Below are 20,002 nucleotides of genomic sequence, written 5' to 3' on the forward strand. Positions count from 1 at the left end.
CTGGTGGCTCAGGTCTTGCGTCTCCAGAGTTTGCCCGTCGCCAGGTCGAAGTAGTAGACGCGTTCGCTGAGGTCGCTGCGGACCAAGAAGGGGCCCTCTTTCGACCACCCGAGGGCGGTGCCAAGGTAGTCGCCGCCGGGGAACCTGAGAGGGACGCTGGACAGACGCTTGCCGGTCTCTGGGGCGAAGGTGTCGACCCGCGCCCCCTGGTCGGCGATGACCACGAAGCGGCTGCCGTCCGCCCGGAGGTAGTAGCTGTCCTGGGGTTTCAGGGGAAGGCTCATCCTCGTCCGTCCCAGGTGATCGAGAACGAGCACCTGGGATTGCGTCGTCACCACGATCCCGTTCTCGTTGAGGTCGTGGACCTGCCGGGCGCCGGGGAGTGACACCGTGGTCCAGGTCTTGCTGTCGGTGACCTGGGCGCCGTCCTTGGCCAGGGCGATGTACCTGCTCTGGCCGGCCCACGTCGCCGTGGGCACCGCCGTGTCCGGGAGAGCGGCGGTGAGGTAGTGAACGCCCTTGGCGTCCTGATAGACCATGCGTCGATCTTTTCTGTCCAGGTAGACGACGGCCTTCTTGTCGGAACTGCGCACGAACGGTGCCACCTGGGGCGCGCCGCCTTTCCTGATGATGTACGGCGCGGCCTGCGGGAATGGCTGCTTGTTCACCAGCCACGTGCGGCAGGGGTCGTCCATTTGGTCGGTCCACGGACAGGTGGGTCTCTTGTATTCGCTCACCGTCATGAACTCGGCCCGATAATCTGGGAACGACAAGGGTGGCGTGTATTCGGGCAGTTCACGCTGTAGCGGGTGACCAGGAGTGAGTAGCGTGGCCGAAAGCACGATCGCCGTTCCCGCCAGATAGAGGCTCCGCGTCGACCATTCGCGGATGGTCCGGTCCGTCTCGTCCGGTGCTTCGGGCCGGGCGCTCAGTTTTCCAGCGGCACGGGGTACGGCCGCCGCCACGATAATCACGATGACGGCATGGGTCAGCCGCGCCGGAGTGATGTCCTGGCTCGCCAGCAGATAGCCGCCCGCCACCACGGCGCCACCCAGGCCGAGCAGCCATGCCGTCCGATAGATGTTCGCGTCGTCCTGGGCAGGGAGCGTTGGGGCGGCCGGGAGTCGTACCTCGCGAAAGACGGAAACAGCGCACCAGCCCAGCACCAGATAGAGCGGGTCATTGGTGAAACAGGCCAAGGGAACGGCCGGGACGAGAGCGATCAGCCGCCATCGGCGCAGGCCGGCGAAATGGTCGATGACCTGGCGGGCATTGGCTGTTGTGACGGAAAGGCCCGTCAGCGTGGCGAACCTGGTGAGCCGCTCCGATGTGACCGGAATGGCCGCCATCAGCACGGTGACCATGGCGACTACCCAGGAGATCATCGGAGGTACCGTCACGAAGTGCCACCATATATGGTGCTATATCGTGAGTTCGGATGATATATGGCGGCAATTTGGCATCGCTACGTGGCGTGCTCAGCGTTCGCGATTATCGGCTATGGCGTCCGGCGGCCTGACGCTGGTGATTGTCGCGGCGGCCCTGTGGGGATCAGGGTCGATAACCCCGGCCCTTCACTGGAGCCTCCAGGATTTCTTCCTCCACGCGGAGGTGGACCAGAATGGCGTCCTGTCGACCACCATGTACATCGAAGTGGAAAACGAGGGGCTGGCCTCGTTCGTTCTCACCGGTATCTCGGCGGAAATTCCTGGCCTCCGCCTGTTACCTGCTGACCAGGCGAAAGAGGAGACCTCTGTGGTCACCGTGGAGAGCGGTGACATGCCAACCATGAAAAGGCGCATCGTCATCACCGACTGCGCGGCGGTGCCCTACGAGCCCCAGCCGATCCGCTTCACCTATCGAACCTGGCTGGGTCCGGGGTCAGTGGAGGTGACAGGCGACTCATGGGGGCTGCCAGGATCCACAGGGCGTGTTCCGGTCGCCTGGCAGAAGGCTATGGCGGGCAAGGTCTGCAATGAGGCGGTGAGTCCAGATTGGCCCTGACAGGCAACTCGTCCGTGAATTACGGCCAGCCGGGCTGGTCGGGCGGCATGCCGCCTGCCGCAAAGATCGCCACCGGTTTCGTCTTCGTGTTCGGTGCCCTCCGTTTCAACGGGTTCGACCTGCTGTTCGACCCCGTCGGATGGGTATTGTGCGCGTCCGGGCTGTTGCAGCTACAGCGATCCGTCAACGACCCCTTCAGCCGGGCCAGGTCCTTGGCTGCCGCCATGGCCTGCGTCTCGTTCATCGCCCTGATCGCGTCCGGTGAGCCCTCGAGTCGTAGCCAGGCGGATTCCCCCATCCCGATCACGCAACTGATCGAAATCGCCAACACGCTCGGTGCCCTGCTCGCGGTCTGGCTGATCGCCGAGGCCATCATCAGACGGATCCTTCCCTGCGGGGACACCTCCGGGGCCGCCCTCCTCGACGTGCTGCGCTGGGCCGTGGCCGTTCTGGGAGTGCTTGGCACGCTGGCCGGGTACGGCTACGCCGACCTGGGCCCGATCACGGCCATCGCCTGGTTCGCGACCGTCGTGGCCCTGGTCGTCGTGCTCTACCGCTCGGCGCATTCGCCGTACCTCTCCCCGACATGGGAGGGCCCTGTCCGTGAGAGCGCGGGGACCGCCGATGAGGGACGGCCCCCGGGCGCTGACTAGCGCGACGGGACCTCAGGCCGCCGCGCCCGTTTCCGACCTGGCCGCGCGCACTCCGCGCAACGCCTCGGCCCAGGCGGTCACCTGGTCGAGCATGCCGCAGACCGAGGCGTCGAGACCCTCGCCGGGGACGAAAGCGCCGGTCGAGAATGTGGGGTGCGTGGGGATGGCGGGTTGCGCGCGGACCGTGGCCACCTGGAGCTCGGCGAGCACGAGCCTGAGGGCCTCGGCGGCTCGGACCCCGGCGGCCCATCCGCCGTAACTGACGATGCCGGCGGCCTTGTCGTTCCACTCCCGGTACACGTAGTCCAGCGCGTTCTTGAGCGCGCCGGGGAAGGAGTGGTTGTACTCCGGGACAAGGAACACGAAGCCATCGAAACCGCTGATCAGTGCGGACCATTCGCGGGTGTGCGCGTGCTCGTACTGCTGGAAGTTCGGATTGCCGCCCTCATCGAGGTTGCCGAGGTTGTGGTGCGCGAGATCGATCAGCTCGTAGTCGGCGCCACCGTGAGCGCGCGCCGTGTCGAGCACCCAGGAGGCGATCTGCTCGCCTCGGCGTCCGGGTCGGGTGCTGCCGAGGATGATGCCAATGCGGAGTGCCATGACGCCCTTTCGAGAGAGTTGACGCGTCAACTCTAGGACCGGCCGAGTTGACGCGTCAACTCTGCTGGTCGGTATGATTCCGCCATGGCGGAGACCCGTACGCTGGAACCCGAGGAGTGGGAGCTCTGGCACACCTGGATGCTCGCGCAACGCCTGCTTGCCCGGGAGTTCGAGCGTGGTCTGCAGCGCGACTGTGGCATCTCGAAGGCCGAGTTCAGCGTGCTGGTGACGCTGTGGAAGGCGCCCGGCCGCGAGATGCGCGTCGGCGAGCTCTCCGAGTCGCTCGCCTGGGAGAAGAGCCGGGTTTCGCACCAGCTGACCCGCATGGAGAACCGCGGCCTCGTGGAGCCGACCCAGAGCGGGGCCGGCGGCCGCCGCACCGGGATCGGGCTGACCGCCAAGGGCCGTGAGCTCGCGGAGAGCGCCATCCTCGGGCATGCCGGCAACATCCGCCGCTACTTCCTCGACTCGCTCACGCCCGAGCAGGCCGCGGTCATGCGGGCCTGGAGCGAGGAGGTAGTCGACCGCATCGAGCCGCGCCGCCGCGAGGCCACCAGCGACCACGTCTTCTAGAGCAGGCCGGACGCTGCCCCTCGGAGGGGGTTTCTCCGAGGGTCCCAGCCACCACAGACCGGCCTCTTCCCCGCCCCCGTAGGGGGTATCCATCCAGGGGTCCCCAGCCACTACGGGCCGTCATCCTCCGCTCCTCCGGAGGGGTAACCCTCCAAGGCCGCCCCCAGCCGCCACGGACCGGTTTCTTCCGCTCCTCCGGAGGAGGTTTCCCTCCAAGGCCCCCAGCCATCACGGACCGGTTTCTTCCTCACCCCCGGAGGGGGTTTCCCTCCAAGGGACCCTAGCCGCCACGGACCGTCACAGGGATCGAGACGGTCCGTGGGACGAAGCGCCTGGAGTCACCGCCCTAGCGGGTAGTGCAGACGGTTCCGTTGAGGGTGAAAACGCCCGGCAGGACATTCGGCCCGCTGTAGTTGCCGACGAAGCCGATCGTGGTCGATCCCCCGGTCGGTAGCGAGCCGTTTCCGGGTTCGTTGACGGCCTTGACGTCCGGCCCGTTCTGCGTCCAGGTGGCGTTCCAGCCGCTGCCCAGGCTCTGCCATGTCCTGGGCCAGGTGAAAGCCAGGGTCCAGCCGTTCATCGGCGCGCCGTTGTTGGTGACGTCGATGGCGCCGACATAGCCGCTGGCCCAGTCGGTCTGGACGGCCAGCCGTACTGTGCAGGAGCTCGAAGCGGGTGTGCCGGTGGTGAAGGTCAGCGGCGGGGAGGCCCACGAGACGCCGCCGCCAGTGTCGCGGGCGATCACGTTGAGCGTGTAGCGGGTGCCCGGCGTGAGGTTGCTCACCGTGAGCGAGGTGCCGGTGCTCTCGCCGAGTTGCTCGCTGATGGCTCCGTTCTGGCGGTGAAGCTCGTACTTGGCGATCGGGCGGGCGCCGGGGGAGGCGGCGGGCCAGGAGATCGTGGCGGTCCGGTCCGTTACGTCGGCGGCGGTCGGCTGTCCCGGCGTGCCTGGGCGGCCGGCCTGGGGCGTGGCGGGGTGCAGGACGACGGTGGTCATCGAGAGTGGCGGCAGCGTCTGGCTGGTCGCGCTGCCCGAGGTCAAACCGGTGATGCTCGTGGCGCCGTTGGTGTGGGTCAATACGGTCGGCGCCCCCGACGCCGGGCTGAAGCCGGAGTAGCCGATGGTGACGGGGTAGGACGTGTCGGACGACGTATTGATCAACAGGACGGCCAGGTCGCCGTCGGGGCGGCGGGCGGCGTGCGCGGTGACCTTCGCCTGGCCGGTCGCGGCCCGGATGAACTGGTCGCCTGGGCGGGCGAACTTGCTCATCATTTGCAGGGCGTAGTAGGGCGCGAAGGGAGTGTTCAGCTGCGGCTCGCAGACGCTTCCGTCGGAGGTGCACGTACCGCTCGACAACAGGCCGAAGTCACCGTAATCGGTCTGTCCTTCGACCTGAGTGATGTTGCCGATGCCGTTGTGGACGTTCCACCAGTCGACCGTGAACACCCCGTTCGCCAGGAGCGTCGCGTAGTCGTCGGCGGCGGCCAGCGCGCCGGGCTGGGTGGTGACGCCGCCGCTGCTGGACCCCGTGTTGAACTCGGTCATCGCCATGCCGATCCGCTCAGAACCGGGCCCGGCGTACTTCGCGATCTGCTGGCGGGTGAGCTGGATCATGTCGGGGACGTGGGCGGCCTTGTCGAGGGCGCCGGGGTACCAGTGCAGGATCACGAAGTCGATCTTTGGTCCGGCGATCGAGAGGACGGTCTTGTTCCAGGTGCCGTCGTCGCCGTCGGCGACTATGGCGTCGGGCCAGTTGGCGGCCGTGGTCAGCACCGCGCCGATCTTGATGGTGGGGTCGACCGCCTTCATGGCGTCCGCGTACGTCACGACATGGCGGGCGTACTCGGCCGGGCTCTTGTCGGCATGATCGTCTGCCTCCCAGGCGGAGCCGTAGTGCCCGTTGCCGTAGTTCTCGTTGCCGATCTCCCAGTATTTGACGCCGTAGCCCTTGGTGATATTGGCCTGACGTACCCAGGCCGCGGCCTCGTCGGCGGTGCCGGTGCCGTAGTTGGCGGTCACCATCGCCTGCGCCCCGGTGCGGCGCACGCCACTCATGAAGGTGTCGAAGTCGGTGTTGGGCGCCACATAGCCGCCAGGAGCGGTGTGAGTGGCCCAGTGGTAGATGTCCGAATAGGAGCCGCCGGGATAGCGCAGCAGCTTCACCCCGGCATCCTTGAGCAGGTCGGCGGTCGCGTTGGTGCCCAGGTTGGTGTCCCAGATGGCATGGTTGGTGCCGATGCCGGTCTCCGGGACGGTGGCAAGCGCGGCGCGGGCGTTGACGGTCACCGCGACAGGGGTGACCTCGTCGGCGTGCGCGGCGGGGACGTTCAGGGCGGTCAGCGTCAGCAGGACGGCGGACGCGGCTCGTAATGCGAATCTCGGCATCGGTGCACCTCGCCATGGGTAGCGGCATTCACTCGACGCCCCCTCCTGCCAGGCGGCAACATGATCATGAGGGGTGGCGTCATGCCCGTCAACCAACGGTGAAACTTTCACGCCGACGGGCTGACGACCCGCGGATCCGCCCCACACCATCGTCCGGCCTCCGCATGCTGACCGCCCCGACCCAGGGGCGGCGAGGTCAGGAGGACGGCTTGCGGTCGGTCCAGCCGGCTTCCAGTACGGCCTGCGAGCTCCACACGGTGCCGGGTTCGAAGGCGCTCTGGACACCCTCGGGCTTCACCAAGACGCTCTCGTTCGCCAGGCCCCGCCCGGTCGCCTGGTTGAAGATCAGCCGAGTCTCCACGACGCCGGAGTACTTGGTGTGCTCCTTGACCGCCACGGCGGTGCCCTGGCGGCCCTCCGCGTCCGTGACGTTCTCGATGACGTCGACGGTGTCCAGGTCGGCGAGCATCCGGAAGGCGGCCCCGCGTACCTGGGGCGTGACCGGCATGTCGATGATCAACCCCACGCTCACGTTGAAGAGCCAGGGGTCGGCCGGCATCGGGTCGCTGTTGGACCCGGGGCTGTGCCCCTCGTACGAGCTGAGCAGCCACGCCTTGAGCTTGGCCGGGTCGGTGGGCAGGCCGCGCAGGTCCTTCATGGTGACGTTCCGGCCGAGCCAGAACACCTCCCCGTCGACCAGCGGGCTATGGCCGGTGTACGCCTTCCGGGGAAAGGTCTTGAGGGTCATCGGGAGTGGCTTGCCCGGCACCTTGACCGGGATCTTGGCCGGGGAACCGGCCTGCTTCCACGCCTCCTCGTCCGCGGCGGTGGCCGGTCGCGCGCCGAGCGGCTTGATGCTGCCCCACTGGTCCCCACGGGTGGCGTTGGGCGTCCAACCCTCCTCCCGCTGCCGGTCCATGACCCGATAGTCGGCGCCCTCGACCGCGAACAGGGTCCGCTGCACGGACACGGTGTGCCAGTAGGCGCCGGTCCCGGCGGGCTGGCGGGCCGCCTTCGCGGCGGCGGTCAGCAGGATCTCCCGAGCCGACAGCTTCACCTTGGGCGTGGGCGAGGTGATCGTCGCCGGGGTCTCCGGCACCGTCGTGCCGCCGGTGCCGGAGACCATGACGGCCACGGCGGTCGCGGCGGCGGCGCCGACGAGGCTGAGACTCCACACCGGTCGTACGATCCTGCGCTTACGCCGCACCGGACGGGGCCGGGACATGGCGTACGAGAGCTCCGCGGCCCTGGTGCTTTCGTCGACCGGTGTGTCGCCGAGGTGAGCGGGCCGGGCGGCCCGTAGTTCGTCGATGGGGTTCATGACCACTCCTCGCTGAGGTTCCGCACCCGGGGCCGGGACTGTCCCGCTGGTTCCATCGCCTGCTTGAGCCGCTTGCGCGCACGGTGCAGCCGTACGCGGAAGGCGGCGGACGAGCAGCCGATGACCCGGGCAGCGTCCTTGGGGGACAGGCCCTGCCAGGCGATCAGGAGGAGGACCTCCCGGTCGTCCTCCGGCAGTTCGGCCAGCGCCCGCAGTACGCCGAGCCGCTCGGTCACCTGGTCGGCCACGTCGCCCTCGGTCCAGGCCCGCAGCTCCGCGTTCAGCGCCTCCCGCCGGGTCTCCGCGCGGATGTTGTCGCGCAGGACGTTGCGCGCGACTCCGAGCAGCCAGGGCAGGGCCGGCTCCGGTACGTCGTCCAGCCGCCGCCAGGCGACCGCGAACGTCTCGCTCACCACCTCGTCCGCCGCCTGCCGGCCCGCGCGACTGACCACGTACGCCCACACGCGTTGTCGGCATTCGTCGTACATGCTGGTGAACCGGTGCGAATCATCCGTCACCGCCTCGGCCCCTTAATCCCGGACATGGTTCTTCTGACACCAGGAAGTGGTCTGAGCATCTTCGTTGTTACGTCAATCCCGAAATATCCTGATGACCTGCCGCTCAGCCAAAGAGGCAATTCTGGATGGACCCGGACTGATCACTCACAGATGGCCTAGGCTCAGCCGCCATGGGCGATGAAGCGGGGATGAAGTACGACCGCGTCGGCACGATCGCCGATGGCGTGCTCAAGGCGGTCGACGACGTGGCGGAGGGAAGCAAGAAGCTGGGCGAGGCGCTCTCGCCGGTCACCTACGTCCCGGTTCCTTCCGTGCCGGGGTTCAACGCCTTCGGCAACACCTCCAAGGCCGTCAGCTGTGGCTCCGACTACGCCGACACCCTGACCGCCGCCGCCGACGCCTCCGAGTTGCTCGGCGCCCTGCTCGACAGGGACGAGAAGCGCCTGCGCAAGGTGATCCAGATCTTCAGGACCACGGATCACGAAGAGGCCGACCGTATCTGCGCCAACTCGGCCAAGTCGCTGGACGTCTACAGCGCCCACGTCCACAGCCACGGTCTGCACGGGAACGACGAGACCGTACGCGCCATGCAGATCGACAAGCTGCACGACTCGATCGACGGCCCCTCCGTGATCGGAGCCGACCTCAACGCGATCACCGAGGACGGCCAGACCGATTGGAAGATGGCGGGGCCGCAGTCCATCGCGAGCTTTGCTCAGGAGGGCTACACCGTCTATTCGGGCGCGAGCACCCCCGACGGCGCCATCGCCGGCACGTCGCCGACGGGCACGCGCATCGACCACGTGATCGGCTCACCGAGCGTCGAGTTCGGCGGCCGGCCGCAGCTGGTCGACGGGGGCAGCTCCGACCACGACGGGCAGAAGGTGGACCTGATCATCCCCGACTGGTGACGCGACCTTGTCCCCGACCCGACCGGTGACACGACCCGACCGGTGACACGACCCGACCCAACCCGCGACGTGGCGTGACGCTACCGGGGCTTGAATCTGATCTCCGTCTTGGCCGCCGACCGCCCCTCGCCGTCCTCGATCTCGACGTTGCCCATGCCGGGCGCGTTCCCCGGCAGTGTGATCTTGCTGCCGGGGGCGTCGAGCTTGATGTTCTCGCCGCCGCCCACGCTCTCGATGGAGTCGCCCTGCCGTACGAGGACCGCGTTGCCGAACGGCTGGTGCCAGTTGTCGCCCAGGATCGGGATGGAGTCGCTCGCCTGGTACTTCCTGCTCGCCTCCTCGAACCGGACCTCCCACTTGACGCCGGTCTCCCGCTCGAGGCTGTGCTTGAGGTCGACGGCGCTGTTCGCCTTGAAGCCCGCGTCGATGTCCTTCTTGAAGACCTCCTGGAGGGTCACGACGTCGGCGCCCGAGCCGGCGATCAGCTTGGCCATGCCGGGGATGTCTCCGGGGTCCGTGCCGTTCTTGTCGCGCCAGGCGTTGCCCGCGCCCTGGCCCACGTTGAGGTTGAGCATGGTCAGCGTGCGCGGCTTCCACTGCTTGGCGTGCGCCTCGAACTGCTCCTTGTAGTAGGCGAGTTCCTGACGCTTGGCGTCGAGCAGGTCGTCGAGCCGTGTGCGCATCTCGGTGGCGGTGCTGATCGCCGTACTGACCAGGGTGGCCTGGTCGGCGTTCTTCGGGCGGAAGGTCAGGCCGTTCAGATCCTCGGTCACGGGTACGTGCTTGAGCTTGTCCCACTCGTCGTCGAGCAGGCTCTGGTACGTCTGGAGGACGGAGGCCATGCTGTCGAGCACGTCGCCGACGTTCCCGGCCTGGGCGCTGAACAGCTCCATGTCGCTGGTCAGCCTCTTGCGGTACTTGTTGAAGGCGTCGGCGGAGTCGCCGACCCATTCGTCCTTGTTGAAGACGGCCTGTGCCGCGTCATGGACCTTGCCCTCCGCCGAGGACGCCTTGGTCCCCAGCGCCCGCCAGGAGTCGGCGATCGTCTCCAAGGTGGACGGCGACGCTTCCAGTCGCCACAGGTGAGAGCTCCGCACCGAAGCCGTCGAGCTCCCCTGACCGTCGGGTTCCTGTCCCATGGACGACCTTTCCTCAAACGTACGAGCAGCCCACCCCTACACAACCTCGACAATTCGCGCAACTCAGGGTGCGGTCTCCAGTGACCGCCCCCGTGCGCGGCCGGCGGTCACGTGAGCCGCGCCCGCCAGCCGTACGGTCACCGCCAGGCCGCCTTCCTGACGGCCCACGGCCGTCACCGTGCCGCCGTGCGCGTCGACGATGGCCCGGACGATCGACAGTCCCAGCCCCGCGCCGCGCGCCGACCGCACCCGATCACCCTGCAACCGGCGGAACGGCTCGAACAGGTCGTCCACCTCGTACGGCGAGACCTGCGGCCCGGTGTTCTCCACCACCACGACCGCCTCGTCACCCTCCTGCCGCAGCCGCAACCACACCTCACCCCCGCGCACGTTGTACTTGATCGCGTTCTCCAGCAGGTTGAACACACAACGCTCCAGGAACAGCGGATCGCCCACGGCCACGGCCTGCCGCACATCCTGATGCACGGTGATGTGCCGCTTCGTGGCGGCGAGCTCAACCTGCTCCAGCACGGTTCGTACGATCCGCGGCAGCTCCACGGGCTTGCGAACGGCGAGCTCCTGCTCCGACTGGGCCAGCAGCAGCAACCCCTCGATCAACCGCTCATAACGGGCATTGGTCCCCAGCAACGCACGAGCCAGCGCCTTCAGATCGGGTGAGGCCGCCGGCTCCTCCAGCGACACCTCCAAAATCGTGCGATTGATCGCCAACGGCGTACGCAACTCATGCGAAGCATTACCGATAAAACGCCGCTGCGCCTCGAACACCCGATACAACCGATCCAACATCGCATCGAACGTATCGGCCAACCGCTTGACCTCATCCTGCGGACCCCGCAACCCGATCCGCTCATGCAACGTACTCTCCGACAACCGCCGCGCCGTCTCCGTCACCCGATCCAACGGCCGCAACGCCCGATCAGCCACCAAATAGCCGAGCACGAACGCGATCACCCCGATCACGATCATGATCACCACCGAGGACCGCAGCATGTCACTCAGCACGGTGGCCGCGCCCTGCTCCACATCGACCCGTACCTGCCGGACGGGCGAGCCGGCGTCGGGCGGCACCTCCTCCGTACCGGCGATCAGCGGGCCGCCGAACTTCGTGACGAACTGCGTGTTCATCGCCCGAGCCGTCAGCAGGTACGTGACCCAGAGCAGCATCGACCCGGCGACGAAGAACAGCCCGCCGTACAGCAGGGCCAGCCGCACGCGCAGCCCGAGCCGGTCCCACGGCCAAAGCCGCGTCACAGCCGGTAGCCTTTGCCGGGGACGTTCTGGACCGCGAGCGGCGCGCCCAGTTTCCTGCGCAGCGACGTGATCGTGACGCGCAGCACGCCGGTGCCCGTGTCGGCGTGCTCGTCCCAGACGCGCCGGCGCAGCTCGGCGGAGGTGACGAGGTCGCCGCCGGCCAGCAGCAGCTGCTCCAGGACGTCGAACTCCTTGCGGTTCAGCGCGACCGCCCGCTCGTCCCTGGTCACGGTACGGCGGCCGGGATCGAGCCGGATCCCGGCCCGTTCCAGCGGCGTCGGCGCGGCCCGGGACGACCGGCGGGCCAGTGTCCGGATCCTGGCCACCAGCTCGGCGAACGCGAACGGCTTGACCAGGTAGTCGTCGGCCCCCAGAGACAGCCCGTCGACCCGGTCGCGGACCTGCCCCGCGGCGGTGAGCATGAGGATCCGGCTGGAGTTCGCCAGCTCGCCGCAGACGTCGTCGCCGTGCACCTCGGGCAGGTCGCGGTCGAGGACGACGACGTCGTAGTCGACGTACGAGGCCAGGTTCAGCGCCTCCTGCCCGTCGTAGGCCACGTCGACGGCGATCGCGTGCAGCCGCAGGCCGCGCGCGACCGCGTCGGCCAGTTCTTCCTCGTCCTCCACGACAAGCACTCGCATGGGGTCGAGCGTGGCGGGTCGGGTGTTAGCCGCGAATAAGCGCCTTTGTCCGGCACACCGGCCGCCCCGACGCGCGCCTCCGAGCGCTTCGTCACATGTTGATCATGTGTCCCGAGAGACCGTGGATCGCTTCCTTGACCGCCTCGCCGAGCGTCGGGTGGGCGTGGACGTTACGCGCGACCTCGTGCACGGTGAGGTCCCACTGCTGGGCCAGCGTCAGCTCGGGCAGCAGCTCCGTCACCTCCGGGCCGATCAGGTGCGCGCCGAGCAGCTCGCCGTACTTCTCATCACTGATGATCTTGACGAAGCCGTTCGCGTCGCCCAGGCCGTGTGCCTTGCCGTTCGCGGTGAACGGGAACTTGACCACCTTCACCTCATAGCCCAGGTCACGGGCCTGCGCCTCGGTGTAGCCGAAGCTGGCCACCTGCGGCTGGCAGTAGGTGGCGCGCGGGATCATCACGTAGTCGAGCTCCATGGTCTCCGCCTCGCCGATCGTCTCGGCGGCGATGATGCCCATGGACTCGGCGGCGTGCGCCAGCATCAGCTTGGCGGTCACGTCGCCGATGGCGAAGATGTGCGGCACGTTCGTCCGGCACCGGCCGTCGATCGCGATCGCGCCCCTGTCGGTGAGGGCCACGCCGGTCTTCTCCAGGCCGTAGCCGTCGACGCGCGGCGCGAAGCCGATGGCCTGCAGCACCTTGTCGGCCTCCAGCACCTGCTGCTGCCCGTCGCGGGTGACGGTCACCTTGACCGTGGCGCCGGTGTCCTCGATGCCGTCGACGCGGGTGGAGGTGAGCACCTCGATGCCGAGCCGCTTGTAACGCTTGGCCAGCTCGGCCGAGACCTCCGCGTCCTCCAGCGGGACCATCCGGTCGAGGAACTCCACGATCGTCACCTTGACGCCGTAGTTGTGCAGGACGTACGCGAACTCCACGCCGATCGCGCCGGCGCCCGCGATGATGATGCTGCCGGGGAGCTGATCGGTCATGATCTGCTCCTCGTACGTCACCACCCGCTCCGACAGCGACGTGCCCGGGATCAGCCTGGTGCTGGCCCCGGTGGCGATGATGCAGTTGGCGAAGGTGATCGTCTCGCCGTTCACCTGGATCGTGTTGGCGTCGAGGAAGGTGCCGCGGCCGTCGTACTCCGTGATGGCGTTCTTCTTCATCAGGTAGTGGACGCCCTTGACCCGGCCGTCGGCCACCTTGCGGCTGCGCTGGAAGGCGGCGCCGTAGTCGAAGGTGACCTCGCCGCTGATGCCGAAGGTCTTGGCCTCGTTGTGGAAAATGTGCGCGAGCTCGGCGTTGCGCAGCAGTGCCTTGGACGGGATGCAGCCCACGTTCAGGCAGACGCCACCCCAGTACTTCTCCTCGATGACCGCTGCGCGCAGCCCGAGCTGGGCGGCGCGGACCGCGGCCGTGTACCCTCCGGGACCCGCGCCGAGAACGACGACGTCATAGTGAGTGCTCATGAGTCGGACCATACCGCCCGCCCAACTCCACTCCTGAACCTCGCCCCTCTGTCAAGGCCCTGGCCGAGCCGCTCGGCCGAACCTAGACCTCCACCTTGTACGGCAGGGCCAGCTCGTCCGCCGGAACCCCGCGAATGCCCCAGTTGACCTTGGGCATCTCGATGATGGTGATTTCCACGTCCTCAGCGTCGAGCTGAGATCTTTCATAGATCGTCCGGATCAGCGCCCGCTTGGCTTCGTCGCTGCGGCCGGTGAAGCAGACCACCTCGATGATCAGGTAGTTCGGGCCGCGCTGCGGGCACACGAAGTCCTCGGCGTCCAACAGCAGGAACCGGTGGAACCGCTTGTCCTCCGGCAGGCCCCACGCGCTCACCACGCAGGAGTGCAGGAGGTCCGAGAGCTCCCGCTGCCGCCCGGCCCACGCGTCACGACGCCCGTAGATCTTGAGCTGTGCCATGCCAGTCAATATAGGGAGTCACCGCGATTGGTACCCTGACCCCTGATGTATCGCCTCGTGTTCACGCAGGTCTTGCGACGTTTCGACGCCGAGGCCGTGCACCATCTGACTGTCAGGGCCCTCGCGCTGCTCTCGGCGCTACCCCTGCTCAAGCGGCTGCTCCACCGAGCTCTCGCGCCGCACGACCCGGTTCTGCGCGTCAGCGCGTTCGGCGTGCACTTCCCCGGACCGCTCGGCCTGGCCGCCGGGTTCGACAAGGACGCCGCCTGCGCCGAGGGCGTCGCCGCCCTGGGCTTCAGCCATGTCGAGGTCGGCACCATCACCGCGCACGCCCAGCCCGGCAACCCCCGGCCCCGGCTGTTCAGGCTGGTGCCGGGACGGGCCGTCATCAACCGGATGGGGTTCAACAACGCCGGGGCGGCCGCCGCGGCGCGCCGCCTGCGCCGCACCCGTGGGGTCCCGGTCGTGGTCGGGGTCAACATCGGCAAGACCAAGGTGGTGCCCGAGTCCGAGGCCGTCGCCGACTACGTGGCCAGCGCCAAGGAGCTGGCGGCGCTGGCCGACTACCTCGTGGTCAACGTGAGCTCGCCCAACACGCCTGGGCTGCGCGACCTGCAGGCCGTGTCGCTGCTGCGCCCGCTGCTCGCCTCGGTGAAGCTGGTCGCGGACGGCACGCCGCGCCGCACACCGTTGCTGGTGAAGATCGCGCCCGACCTCGCGGACGAGGACGTCGACGCCGTCGCCGACCTGGCGCTGGAGCTGGGACTCGACGGGATCATCGCGACCAACACCACGATCCGGCACAGCGGCGAGACCGGCGGGCTGTCGGGCCGCCCGCTCAAGGCCCGCTCCCTGGAGGTGCTGCGCCGGTTGCGGGCCCGCGTCGGCGACCGGCTCACGCTGGTCTCGGTGGGCGGCGTGGAGGACGTCGACGACGTGTGGGAACGCCTGCTCGCCGGGGCCACCCTGGTCCAGGGCTACACCGGGTGGATCTACGGCGGGCCGTTCTGGGCCGCGCGCATCCACCGGCAGCTGGCCCGCCGCGTCCGCCGCCACGGCCTCACCTCGATCTCCGAAGCCATCGGCCGTACGGCCTGAGGCGCGCGACGCGAGAACGTACGGTGTTAAGCGCGTGACCTGGAAAATGCGATCCCGGAAACGGGACCGCGTGCGTTTCCCGGCGTTGCTAGGGTTCCCGGATGCTCGATGATCTGCCTGACATACCCTCGCGTCTTTGCCGGGACTACCTCGCACTGGCCGATCGCCACGCGCCCGGTCTGGTCGAGGGGCTGTACCTGCAGGGGTCGATCGCGCTGGACGACTACCGGCCGCGGGTGAGCGACGTCGACTTCGTCGCCGTGACCAGCCGGTCGCCCGATCCAGCGGTCCTTCGTACGATCCACGCCGAGCTGAAGCCCAGCGGGGCCAAGCCGCACTTCGACGGCCTCTACGTGACCTGGGACGACCTGCGCAAGGACCCGGCACAGGCCCCCGACGGCCCGTCGGTGCGCGAATGGCGGCTGACCGAGTCGGGACGGGCCGAGCGACACCTGGTCACCTGGCACGTACTCGCCCAGGGTGGGGTCGCGGTGCGAGGACCGGCGGCGGCCCAGCTCGGCATCCACACCGACTGGGACACCCTCGCCCGGAAGACCAGGGAGAACCTGGCGACGTACTGGACCAGGTGGGTCCAGCGCAGTGCCCGGCGGATCTCCTGGCCGGGCGTGGCCGCGCTGAGCGACTACCAGACCACGTGGGGAGTGCTCGGCATCGCCCGCCTGCGCCAGACGCTCGCGGTGGGTGAGGTGACGTCGAAGTCGGCCGCCGGCGAATACGCGCTGGAGGCCTTCCACGAGCGCTGGCACCGGATCGTGCGCGAGGCGCTGCGGATCAGGCAGGGCGGCCCCGCGCTCTATCGCAATCCGTTCCGTCGCCGGGCCGACCTGCTGGCCTTCATGACCATGATCCTGGAGATGTGACCCCGGCCCTCACACGCTGGGCCTGGTCGACTCCGCGTCGTGGGTCATCGAGTCCAGCCGCGTCATGACGTCGGCCACGCGTACGGCGGCGGGCCGGTGCGGCCTGCGCCGCTGCCACGGCTTGGGCCCGTCCAGCGGCCGGTACTCCACCCCGATCGCGTCGAGCCGGCCGAGATGTTCGGTCAGACGGGCCGGGAAGTCGCTCCCCGCCGAGCCGGACCACGCCACCTCCGCCAGGGCGCACGCCCGCGGCCACGCCCGGTAGTCGAGCGTACGGGCGTCAGGGATGCGCTCGCTCCAGAGCTGGGCCTGCGCCCCGACCACCCGCGACCGCTCCTCCTCGGACCAGTCGTCCGGGGCGGGGGAGAAGGCCGCGACGTCGGCGACCGTGATCGCGTCGCCGATCGCCACGGGCTCGTCGGCCGACGCGGACTCCGCGTAGTCGAAGTACAGCGGGAACACCGGCGTCGCGATCACCTCGTGGCCCGCCGCGGCGGCCCGGCGGCCCACGCTCATCCCGCGCCACGGCATCACCAGCGTGTCGTGCCGCAACTCGCCGCTGACGAACGCCTCGTCCCACACGACCGCCCGCGCGCCGCGATCGGCGAGCGCGTCGGCGAGCCGGCGCAGGAACCACGCCTGCAACTCGCCCATGGACGACAGGCCCAGTGAGTCGCGGTAGGCGGTGATCTCGGGGGAGGCGGCCCAGTGGTCGAGGACCACCTCGTCGCCGCCGATGTGCACGTATGGGGTCTCGCCGATGGCGCCGATCAACTCGTCGAAGATCGTGGTCAGGAACTCCACCGTGGGCGGCATGGGGGACAGGATGGCCGGAGTGATGCCCCACCGCTCCAGCACCTGGTAGTCCTCATCGGAGGAGCCGAACTCCGGATAGGCGGCCAGGATCGCCTGGGCGTGTCCCGGCACGTCGATCTCCGGTACGACGGTGACGGCGCGGGCCCGCGCGTAGGCGGCGATCTCCGCCAGGTCGTCGAGCGAGTAGTGGCCGCCGTGCGGGATCTCGTCGTAGGTCTCGGGCTCGCGGTAGTGGTTGGTCGCGGTACGCGAGCGGTGCGACGACACCTCGTGCAGCCTCGGATAGGCCCTGCTCTCCACCCGCCAGCCCTGGTCGTCGACCAGGTGCAGGTGGAGCCGGTTGAGCTTGTGCGTCGCCATCAGGTCGACCAGGCGCAGCACCTCCCGCTTGGGGAAGAAGTGCCTGGCCACGTCGAGGTGCAACCCACGCCACGAGAAGCGGGGAGCGTCCTCGATCCGTACCCCGGGAACGATCCACGCCGCCTTGGCCGACAACGCCGAGCGGTAGGACGCGTGCGGCAGCAACTGGTGCAGCGACTGTCCCGCGTAGAAGGCGCCCGCCCGGTCACCCGCCGTGATCTCCACTCCGCGCGACCCCACGACCAGCCGGTACGCCTCCGGCCCGAGCGCGGGGTCGTGCCGCAGGTCGACGGCTCCCGCGTCGCCCGGCCGCAGGTCGAGCACCGGGAGCGCCAGTCGTACGGCCTCGACCAGGTCATCGGGCCCCGAGACGGCCGCACCCGGGGTCAGCTCGTAGGAGGCGGAGAGATCACTCAGCAGATTGGGGCGAGGAATCATGCTTTGAGATAGTGCTGCAATCCGTCGGCGAGCGCCACCGCGATCCGCTGCCTGAACGCGGGATCCTTGAACTTGGCCGCGTCACCCGCGTTGCGCATGTTGCCGCACTCGATGAAGATCTTCGGCACGGTCGACAGGTTGAGGCCGCCGAGGTCGTTGCGGTAGTCGAGGGCCTTGCGGCCGATGTAGTTGGAGTAGGGCAGGCCGGTGCCCTTCGTGAACGCGTCACGCACCGCGATGCCCAGCCTGCTCGAGTCGGCCACGACGGGGTCGACCGGGCCGTTGATCTTCTTCGGCATGATGACGTGGAAGCCGTGGTCGGTGGCCGGGGCGCCGTCGCCGTGCACGGAGATCGCGGCGTCGGCCTTGGCCTTGTTGCCGATGGCGGCCCGCTGGGTGATGCACGGCCCGACGCTGTTGTTGTCGGTCCTGGTCAGCTTCACCTTGGCGCCGCGGGCCTCCAAGATCTTGACCATGCGGTTGGAGACGTCCCAGCTGAAGGCGGCTTCGGTGTAGTGGCTATTCGTCTCGGTGCCGGTCGTGTCACACGGCTTCCATTTGGTCAGCACGTTGACCTTACGGTTGATGGCCGTGGGATTGCGGTAGTTGCCGCCGTTGTGCCCAGGGTCGATGACGATGGTCTTGCCCTCCAGCGGGCCGGCCACCGCCTGAGGCTTGGCATGGGCCTGAGACCTCGCCTGGGTCGGCGCCGACGCCGGGGCCGAGGCTGGGGTCGTCGCCGCTGCTCGGGCGGCCTGACCTGCCGCGGCGCCACCGCTGTCGGTGCCGCCGCACGCGGTGGCGATCAGGCCGCAGGCGGCGAGGAGTGACGCTGGAAGAGCACGCATACGCTCCAACTTACGTCAAGCGGCGTCCTCACCTGACGCTTATGTCAAGAGCGGCTCCTGTGGGGAGCGCGGCTCCTCACCTACGTCAAGAGCGGCTCCTGCGGGGAGCACGGCTGCTCACCAGACGTGTTCGCCCACCTCCTGCCGCTCCAGCAGCGCGGCGAGCTCCCGGGCGTCCTCGGCGTCGAGGCCGAGGACGACACGGGGGCGGCCCCACGGGTGGTCGAGGGAATGGGCGACGTAGCTGGCCACGGACTCCGCACCGACGTCGATACCCCTGCCCCTGTCCCGGCCCGCGCGCCACTGCGCCCAGGCACGTTCGAGCTCGGTCGCCGCGCGCTGGGCGCAGGACACCAGTTCCGGATCACGCATGGCTGTCCCCCCGGATCAGATCGTGTCGCATGACCCTGACGAGTAAACCGCCGTGCGGCGCCGCCGCCGCACGGGTTGACCCAGCTTTGGCTCTCTCTAAACGGGACCCGTGCTCCGCCGGACGATGAGTTCGGGGGTCACCTGGCGCAGGCGGGCTACTTTCGCGGGGTCTCCGATCCGGTCGCTGAGCAGTGCCGCCGCGGACCGGCCCATGGTACGGCGCGGCTGGTCGACGGAGGTGAGAGAGATGTGGTGCGAGGCGGCCAGGTGGGTGTTGTCGTAACCGACCACCGACAGGTCGTCCGGCACCTTCAGGCCCAGTTCCGCGGCGGCCGAGAGGACGCCGAGCGCAACTACGTCATTGGCGGCGAAGATCGCCGTGGGCCTGGGTTCGCGGCTGAGCAGGGCGAGGGCGGCGTGCCGGCCGCTCTCCTCGGTCGACTCCGCGGCCTCGACCATGATGTAGGGCGCCAGCGAGTGCCTGCGCATCGCCACGAGGTAGCCCTCGCAGCGTGAGGAGCGCGGACCCTCGATGTGCGCGATCCGTTTGTGGCCGTGATCGACCAGGTGGTCGATGGCCAGCCGGGCGCCGAGCTGGTCGTCGTCGACCACGATGTCGACGCCGTCGAGCTCGATGTCACGTTCCCCTACGACGACCGTCGGCGTGTAGGAGGTCGCCTCGATCAGCGTCTCGCTGGTCGGCGCGATGCCGAGTAACACCAGCCCGTCGACCCTGAGCTCCAGGAAGGCCTCCACGGCCTCGTCCTCGAAGGCGGGGTCCCATTGGCTGTTGCCGATCAGCATGCGCAGTCCGTCGCCGTGCAGGCTCTCCTGCAGTCCGTCGAGGAACTCGGCGTAGAACGGGTTGTGCAGGTCGGCGACGAGCGCGCCGACGAGGTGGGTACGGCCTTCCACGAGGCTCCGCGCGACCGCGTTGGGCCGGTAGCCGAGCTCGCGGGCCGCCTGCAGCACGGCTTGCCGCCGGTGCTCGCTCACGTGCGGGGATCCGCGTAGTACGAGCGAGACCAGCGATTTCGAGACGCCGGCTCGCTCGGCGACGTTGCGGATGGTCGGTCGTGGCCGAGGTACCGCGTCTACCTCCCGGAGGTCGGTAATAGTTGAAGAGTTGACGGGTGGTCCTGACATGTGTCTCCCCCGCGATGCGAAGTTGGGCACCTGTCTGACCAAACGATCGAGTTCGCCGCAGGGTACGGCCTCATGTTAGGGAAGGCTGATATTGACC

General features: G+C 68.6%; 20 protein-coding genes. 6 read left to right on the forward strand and 14 right to left on the reverse strand.

Translation table 11 applies throughout. The features are described from left to right. Positions 1 to 8: 8 nt before the first annotated feature. On the reverse strand, positions 9 to 1,385 hold the full coding sequence (locus ACQP2T_RS04365; RefSeq protein WP_433514906.1) for a hypothetical protein: 1,377 nt from the start codon (positions 1,383 to 1,385) through the stop codon (positions 9 to 11). 43 nt (positions 1,386 to 1,428) lie between these two features. Here ACQP2T_RS04365 and ACQP2T_RS04370 point away from each other — a divergent pair, with 43 nt between their 5' ends. After that, complete coding sequence (locus ACQP2T_RS04370; protein ID WP_433514907.1) at positions 1,429 to 2,004, forward strand: hypothetical protein; 576 nt, start codon at positions 1,429 to 1,431, stop codon at positions 2,002 to 2,004. A gap of 14 nt (positions 2,005 to 2,018) precedes the next feature. Beyond that, positions 2,019 to 2,657 carry a hypothetical protein gene (locus tag ACQP2T_RS04375; protein WP_433514908.1) on the forward strand — a complete coding sequence of 213 codons (639 nt, stop codon included), beginning with the start codon at positions 2,019 to 2,021 and terminating at the stop codon, positions 2,655 to 2,657. Between the two features lie 12 nt (positions 2,658 to 2,669). On the opposite strand, the gene ACQP2T_RS04380 is transcribed toward ACQP2T_RS04375, so the two are convergent. Continuing rightward, complete coding sequence (locus ACQP2T_RS04380; RefSeq protein ID WP_433514909.1) at positions 2,670 to 3,257, reverse strand: NADPH-dependent FMN reductase; 588 nt, start codon at positions 3,255 to 3,257, stop codon at positions 2,670 to 2,672. Between the two features lie 84 nt (positions 3,258 to 3,341). Between ACQP2T_RS04380 and ACQP2T_RS04385 the strand changes: the two genes are divergently transcribed. After that, the gene (locus ACQP2T_RS04385; protein WP_433514910.1) at positions 3,342 to 3,830 is read left to right on the forward strand and encodes a MarR family winged helix-turn-helix transcriptional regulator; all 489 of its coding nucleotides are present in this window, start codon (positions 3,342 to 3,344) and stop codon (positions 3,828 to 3,830) included. Positions 3,831 to 4,176: 346 nt separating this feature from the next. Here ACQP2T_RS04385 and ACQP2T_RS04390 read toward each other — a convergent pair whose 3' ends face one another. The 3 genes from ACQP2T_RS04390 to ACQP2T_RS04400 all read right to left on the reverse strand — a co-directional run bounded on the left by ACQP2T_RS04390 (position 4,177) and on the right by ACQP2T_RS04400 (position 8,055). Then, on the reverse strand, positions 4,177 to 6,216 hold the full coding sequence (locus tag ACQP2T_RS04390; RefSeq protein ID WP_433514911.1) for a cellulose binding domain-containing protein: 2,040 nt from the start codon (positions 6,214 to 6,216) through the stop codon (positions 4,177 to 4,179). A gap of 196 nt (positions 6,217 to 6,412) precedes the next feature. Further along, on the reverse strand, positions 6,413 to 7,537 hold the full coding sequence (locus ACQP2T_RS04395; protein WP_433514912.1) for a CU044_5270 family protein: 1,125 nt from the start codon (positions 7,535 to 7,537) through the stop codon (positions 6,413 to 6,415). Continuing rightward, complete coding sequence (locus ACQP2T_RS04400) at positions 7,534 to 8,055, reverse strand: RNA polymerase sigma factor (RefSeq protein ID WP_433514913.1); 522 nt, start codon at positions 8,053 to 8,055, stop codon at positions 7,534 to 7,536. Before ACQP2T_RS04400 ends, ACQP2T_RS04395 begins: the two co-directional genes overlap by 4 nt. 170 nt (positions 8,056 to 8,225) lie before the next feature. On the opposite strand from ACQP2T_RS04400, the gene ACQP2T_RS04405 reads away from it, so the two are divergent. Continuing rightward, entirely contained in the window at positions 8,226 to 8,966 is a 741-nt protein-coding gene (locus tag ACQP2T_RS04405) for an endonuclease/exonuclease/phosphatase family protein (RefSeq protein ID WP_433514914.1), read from the forward strand. Positions 8,967 to 9,046: 80 nt separating this feature from the next. On the opposite strand, the gene ACQP2T_RS04410 is transcribed toward ACQP2T_RS04405, so the two are convergent. The 5 genes from ACQP2T_RS04410 to ACQP2T_RS04430 form a co-directional block, all read right to left on the reverse strand. Next, entirely contained in the window at positions 9,047 to 10,063 is a 1,017-nt protein-coding gene (locus ACQP2T_RS04410; protein WP_433514915.1) for a hypothetical protein, read from the reverse strand. 105 nt (positions 10,064 to 10,168) lie between these two features. Further along, positions 10,169 to 11,377, reverse strand: coding sequence for a sensor histidine kinase (locus ACQP2T_RS04415; protein ID WP_433514916.1), 1,209 nt, complete (start codon positions 11,375 to 11,377; stop codon positions 10,169 to 10,171). Continuing rightward, the gene (locus ACQP2T_RS04420) at positions 11,374 to 12,018 is read right to left on the reverse strand and encodes a response regulator transcription factor (RefSeq protein ID WP_433514917.1); all 645 of its coding nucleotides are present in this window, start codon (positions 12,016 to 12,018) and stop codon (positions 11,374 to 11,376) included. Before ACQP2T_RS04420 ends, ACQP2T_RS04415 begins: the two co-directional genes overlap by 4 nt. Before the next feature lie 91 nt (positions 12,019 to 12,109). Further along, positions 12,110 to 13,489, reverse strand: a complete 1,380-nt coding sequence (gene lpdA, locus ACQP2T_RS04425; protein ID WP_433514918.1) for a dihydrolipoyl dehydrogenase — start codon at positions 13,487 to 13,489, stop codon at positions 12,110 to 12,112. Between the two features lie 82 nt (positions 13,490 to 13,571). Continuing rightward, positions 13,572 to 13,946 carry a tautomerase family protein gene (locus ACQP2T_RS04430; protein ID WP_433514919.1) on the reverse strand — a complete coding sequence of 125 codons (375 nt, stop codon included), beginning with the start codon at positions 13,944 to 13,946 and terminating at the stop codon, positions 13,572 to 13,574. Positions 13,947 to 13,991: 45 nt separating this feature from the next. Here ACQP2T_RS04430 and ACQP2T_RS04435 point away from each other — a divergent pair, with 45 nt between their 5' ends. Both ACQP2T_RS04435 and ACQP2T_RS04440 read left to right on the forward strand, forming a co-directional pair. After that, positions 13,992 to 15,044: a quinone-dependent dihydroorotate dehydrogenase gene (locus ACQP2T_RS04435; protein ID WP_433514920.1), complete on the forward strand. Its 1,053-nt coding sequence runs from the start codon at positions 13,992 to 13,994 to the stop codon at positions 15,042 to 15,044. Positions 15,045 to 15,145: 101 nt separating this feature from the next. Further along, a complete protein-coding gene (locus ACQP2T_RS04440; protein ID WP_433514921.1) occupies positions 15,146 to 15,925 on the forward strand; it encodes an aminoglycoside adenylyltransferase domain-containing protein in 780 nt (259 codons plus the stop codon). Positions 15,926 to 15,934: 9 nt separating this feature from the next. On the opposite strand, the gene ACQP2T_RS04445 is transcribed toward ACQP2T_RS04440, so the two are convergent. The 4 genes from ACQP2T_RS04445 to ACQP2T_RS04460 all read right to left on the reverse strand — a co-directional run bounded on the left by ACQP2T_RS04445 (position 15,935) and on the right by ACQP2T_RS04460 (position 19,905). Further along, positions 15,935 to 17,539 (reverse strand): beta-N-acetylhexosaminidase, encoded by a 1,605-nt coding sequence (locus ACQP2T_RS04445; protein ID WP_433514922.1) that lies wholly within the window; start codon positions 17,537 to 17,539, stop codon positions 15,935 to 15,937. Beyond that, a complete protein-coding gene (locus ACQP2T_RS04450) occupies positions 17,536 to 18,387 on the reverse strand; it encodes an N-acetylmuramoyl-L-alanine amidase (RefSeq protein WP_433514923.1) in 852 nt (283 codons plus the stop codon). Before ACQP2T_RS04450 ends, ACQP2T_RS04445 begins: the two co-directional genes overlap by 4 nt. A 117-nt stretch (positions 18,388 to 18,504) precedes the next feature. Then, on the reverse strand, positions 18,505 to 18,759 hold the full coding sequence (locus tag ACQP2T_RS04455) for a hypothetical protein (RefSeq protein ID WP_225301664.1): 255 nt from the start codon (positions 18,757 to 18,759) through the stop codon (positions 18,505 to 18,507). Positions 18,760 to 18,855: 96 nt separating this feature from the next. Further along, entirely contained in the window at positions 18,856 to 19,905 is a 1,050-nt protein-coding gene (locus ACQP2T_RS04460) for a LacI family DNA-binding transcriptional regulator (protein ID WP_433514924.1), read from the reverse strand. Positions 19,906 to 20,002 lie beyond the last annotated feature (97 nt).

It is taken from the genome of Nonomuraea sp. CA-143628 (genome assembly GCF_050942315.1).
Classification (GTDB): domain Bacteria; phylum Actinomycetota; class Actinomycetes; order Streptosporangiales; family Streptosporangiaceae; genus Nonomuraea.

Bases quoted from the DNA above. Each gene is read 5' to 3' on its own strand.
- ACQP2T_RS04365 (WP_433514906.1), bottom strand. From the start codon at position 1,385: ATGATCTCCTGGGTAGTCGCCATGGTCACCGTGCTGATGGCGGCCATT.
- ACQP2T_RS04380 (WP_433514909.1), bottom strand. From the start codon at position 3,257: ATGGCACTCCGCATTGGCATCATCCTCGGCAGCACCCGACCCGGACGC.
- ACQP2T_RS04385 (WP_433514910.1), top strand. From the start codon at position 3,342: ATGGCGGAGACCCGTACGCTGGAACCCGAGGAGTGGGAGCTCTGGCAC.
- ACQP2T_RS04390 (WP_433514911.1), bottom strand. From the start codon at position 6,216: ATGCCGAGATTCGCATTACGAGCCGCGTCCGCCGTCCTGCTGACGCTG.
- ACQP2T_RS04395 (WP_433514912.1), bottom strand. From the start codon at position 7,537: ATGAACCCCATCGACGAACTACGGGCCGCCCGGCCCGCTCACCTCGGC.
- ACQP2T_RS04405 (WP_433514914.1), top strand. From the start codon at position 8,226: ATGGGCGATGAAGCGGGGATGAAGTACGACCGCGTCGGCACGATCGCC.
- ACQP2T_RS04420 (WP_433514917.1), bottom strand. From the start codon at position 12,018: ATGCGAGTGCTTGTCGTGGAGGACGAGGAAGAACTGGCCGACGCGGTC.
- lpdA (WP_433514918.1), bottom strand. From the start codon at position 13,489: ATGAGCACTCACTATGACGTCGTCGTTCTCGGCGCGGGTCCCGGAGGG.
- ACQP2T_RS04430 (WP_433514919.1), bottom strand. From the start codon at position 13,946: ATGGCACAGCTCAAGATCTACGGGCGTCGTGACGCGTGGGCCGGGCGG.
- ACQP2T_RS04435 (WP_433514920.1), top strand. From the start codon at position 13,992: ATGTATCGCCTCGTGTTCACGCAGGTCTTGCGACGTTTCGACGCCGAG.
- ACQP2T_RS04440 (WP_433514921.1), top strand. From the start codon at position 15,146: ATGCTCGATGATCTGCCTGACATACCCTCGCGTCTTTGCCGGGACTAC.
- ACQP2T_RS04445 (WP_433514922.1), bottom strand. From the start codon at position 17,539: ATGATTCCTCGCCCCAATCTGCTGAGTGATCTCTCCGCCTCCTACGAG.
- ACQP2T_RS04450 (WP_433514923.1), bottom strand. From the start codon at position 18,387: ATGCGTGCTCTTCCAGCGTCACTCCTCGCCGCCTGCGGCCTGATCGCC.
- ACQP2T_RS04455 (WP_225301664.1), bottom strand. From the start codon at position 18,759: ATGCGTGATCCGGAACTGGTGTCCTGCGCCCAGCGCGCGGCGACCGAG.
- ACQP2T_RS04460 (WP_433514924.1), bottom strand. From the start codon at position 19,905: ATGTCAGGACCACCCGTCAACTCTTCAACTATTACCGACCTCCGGGAG.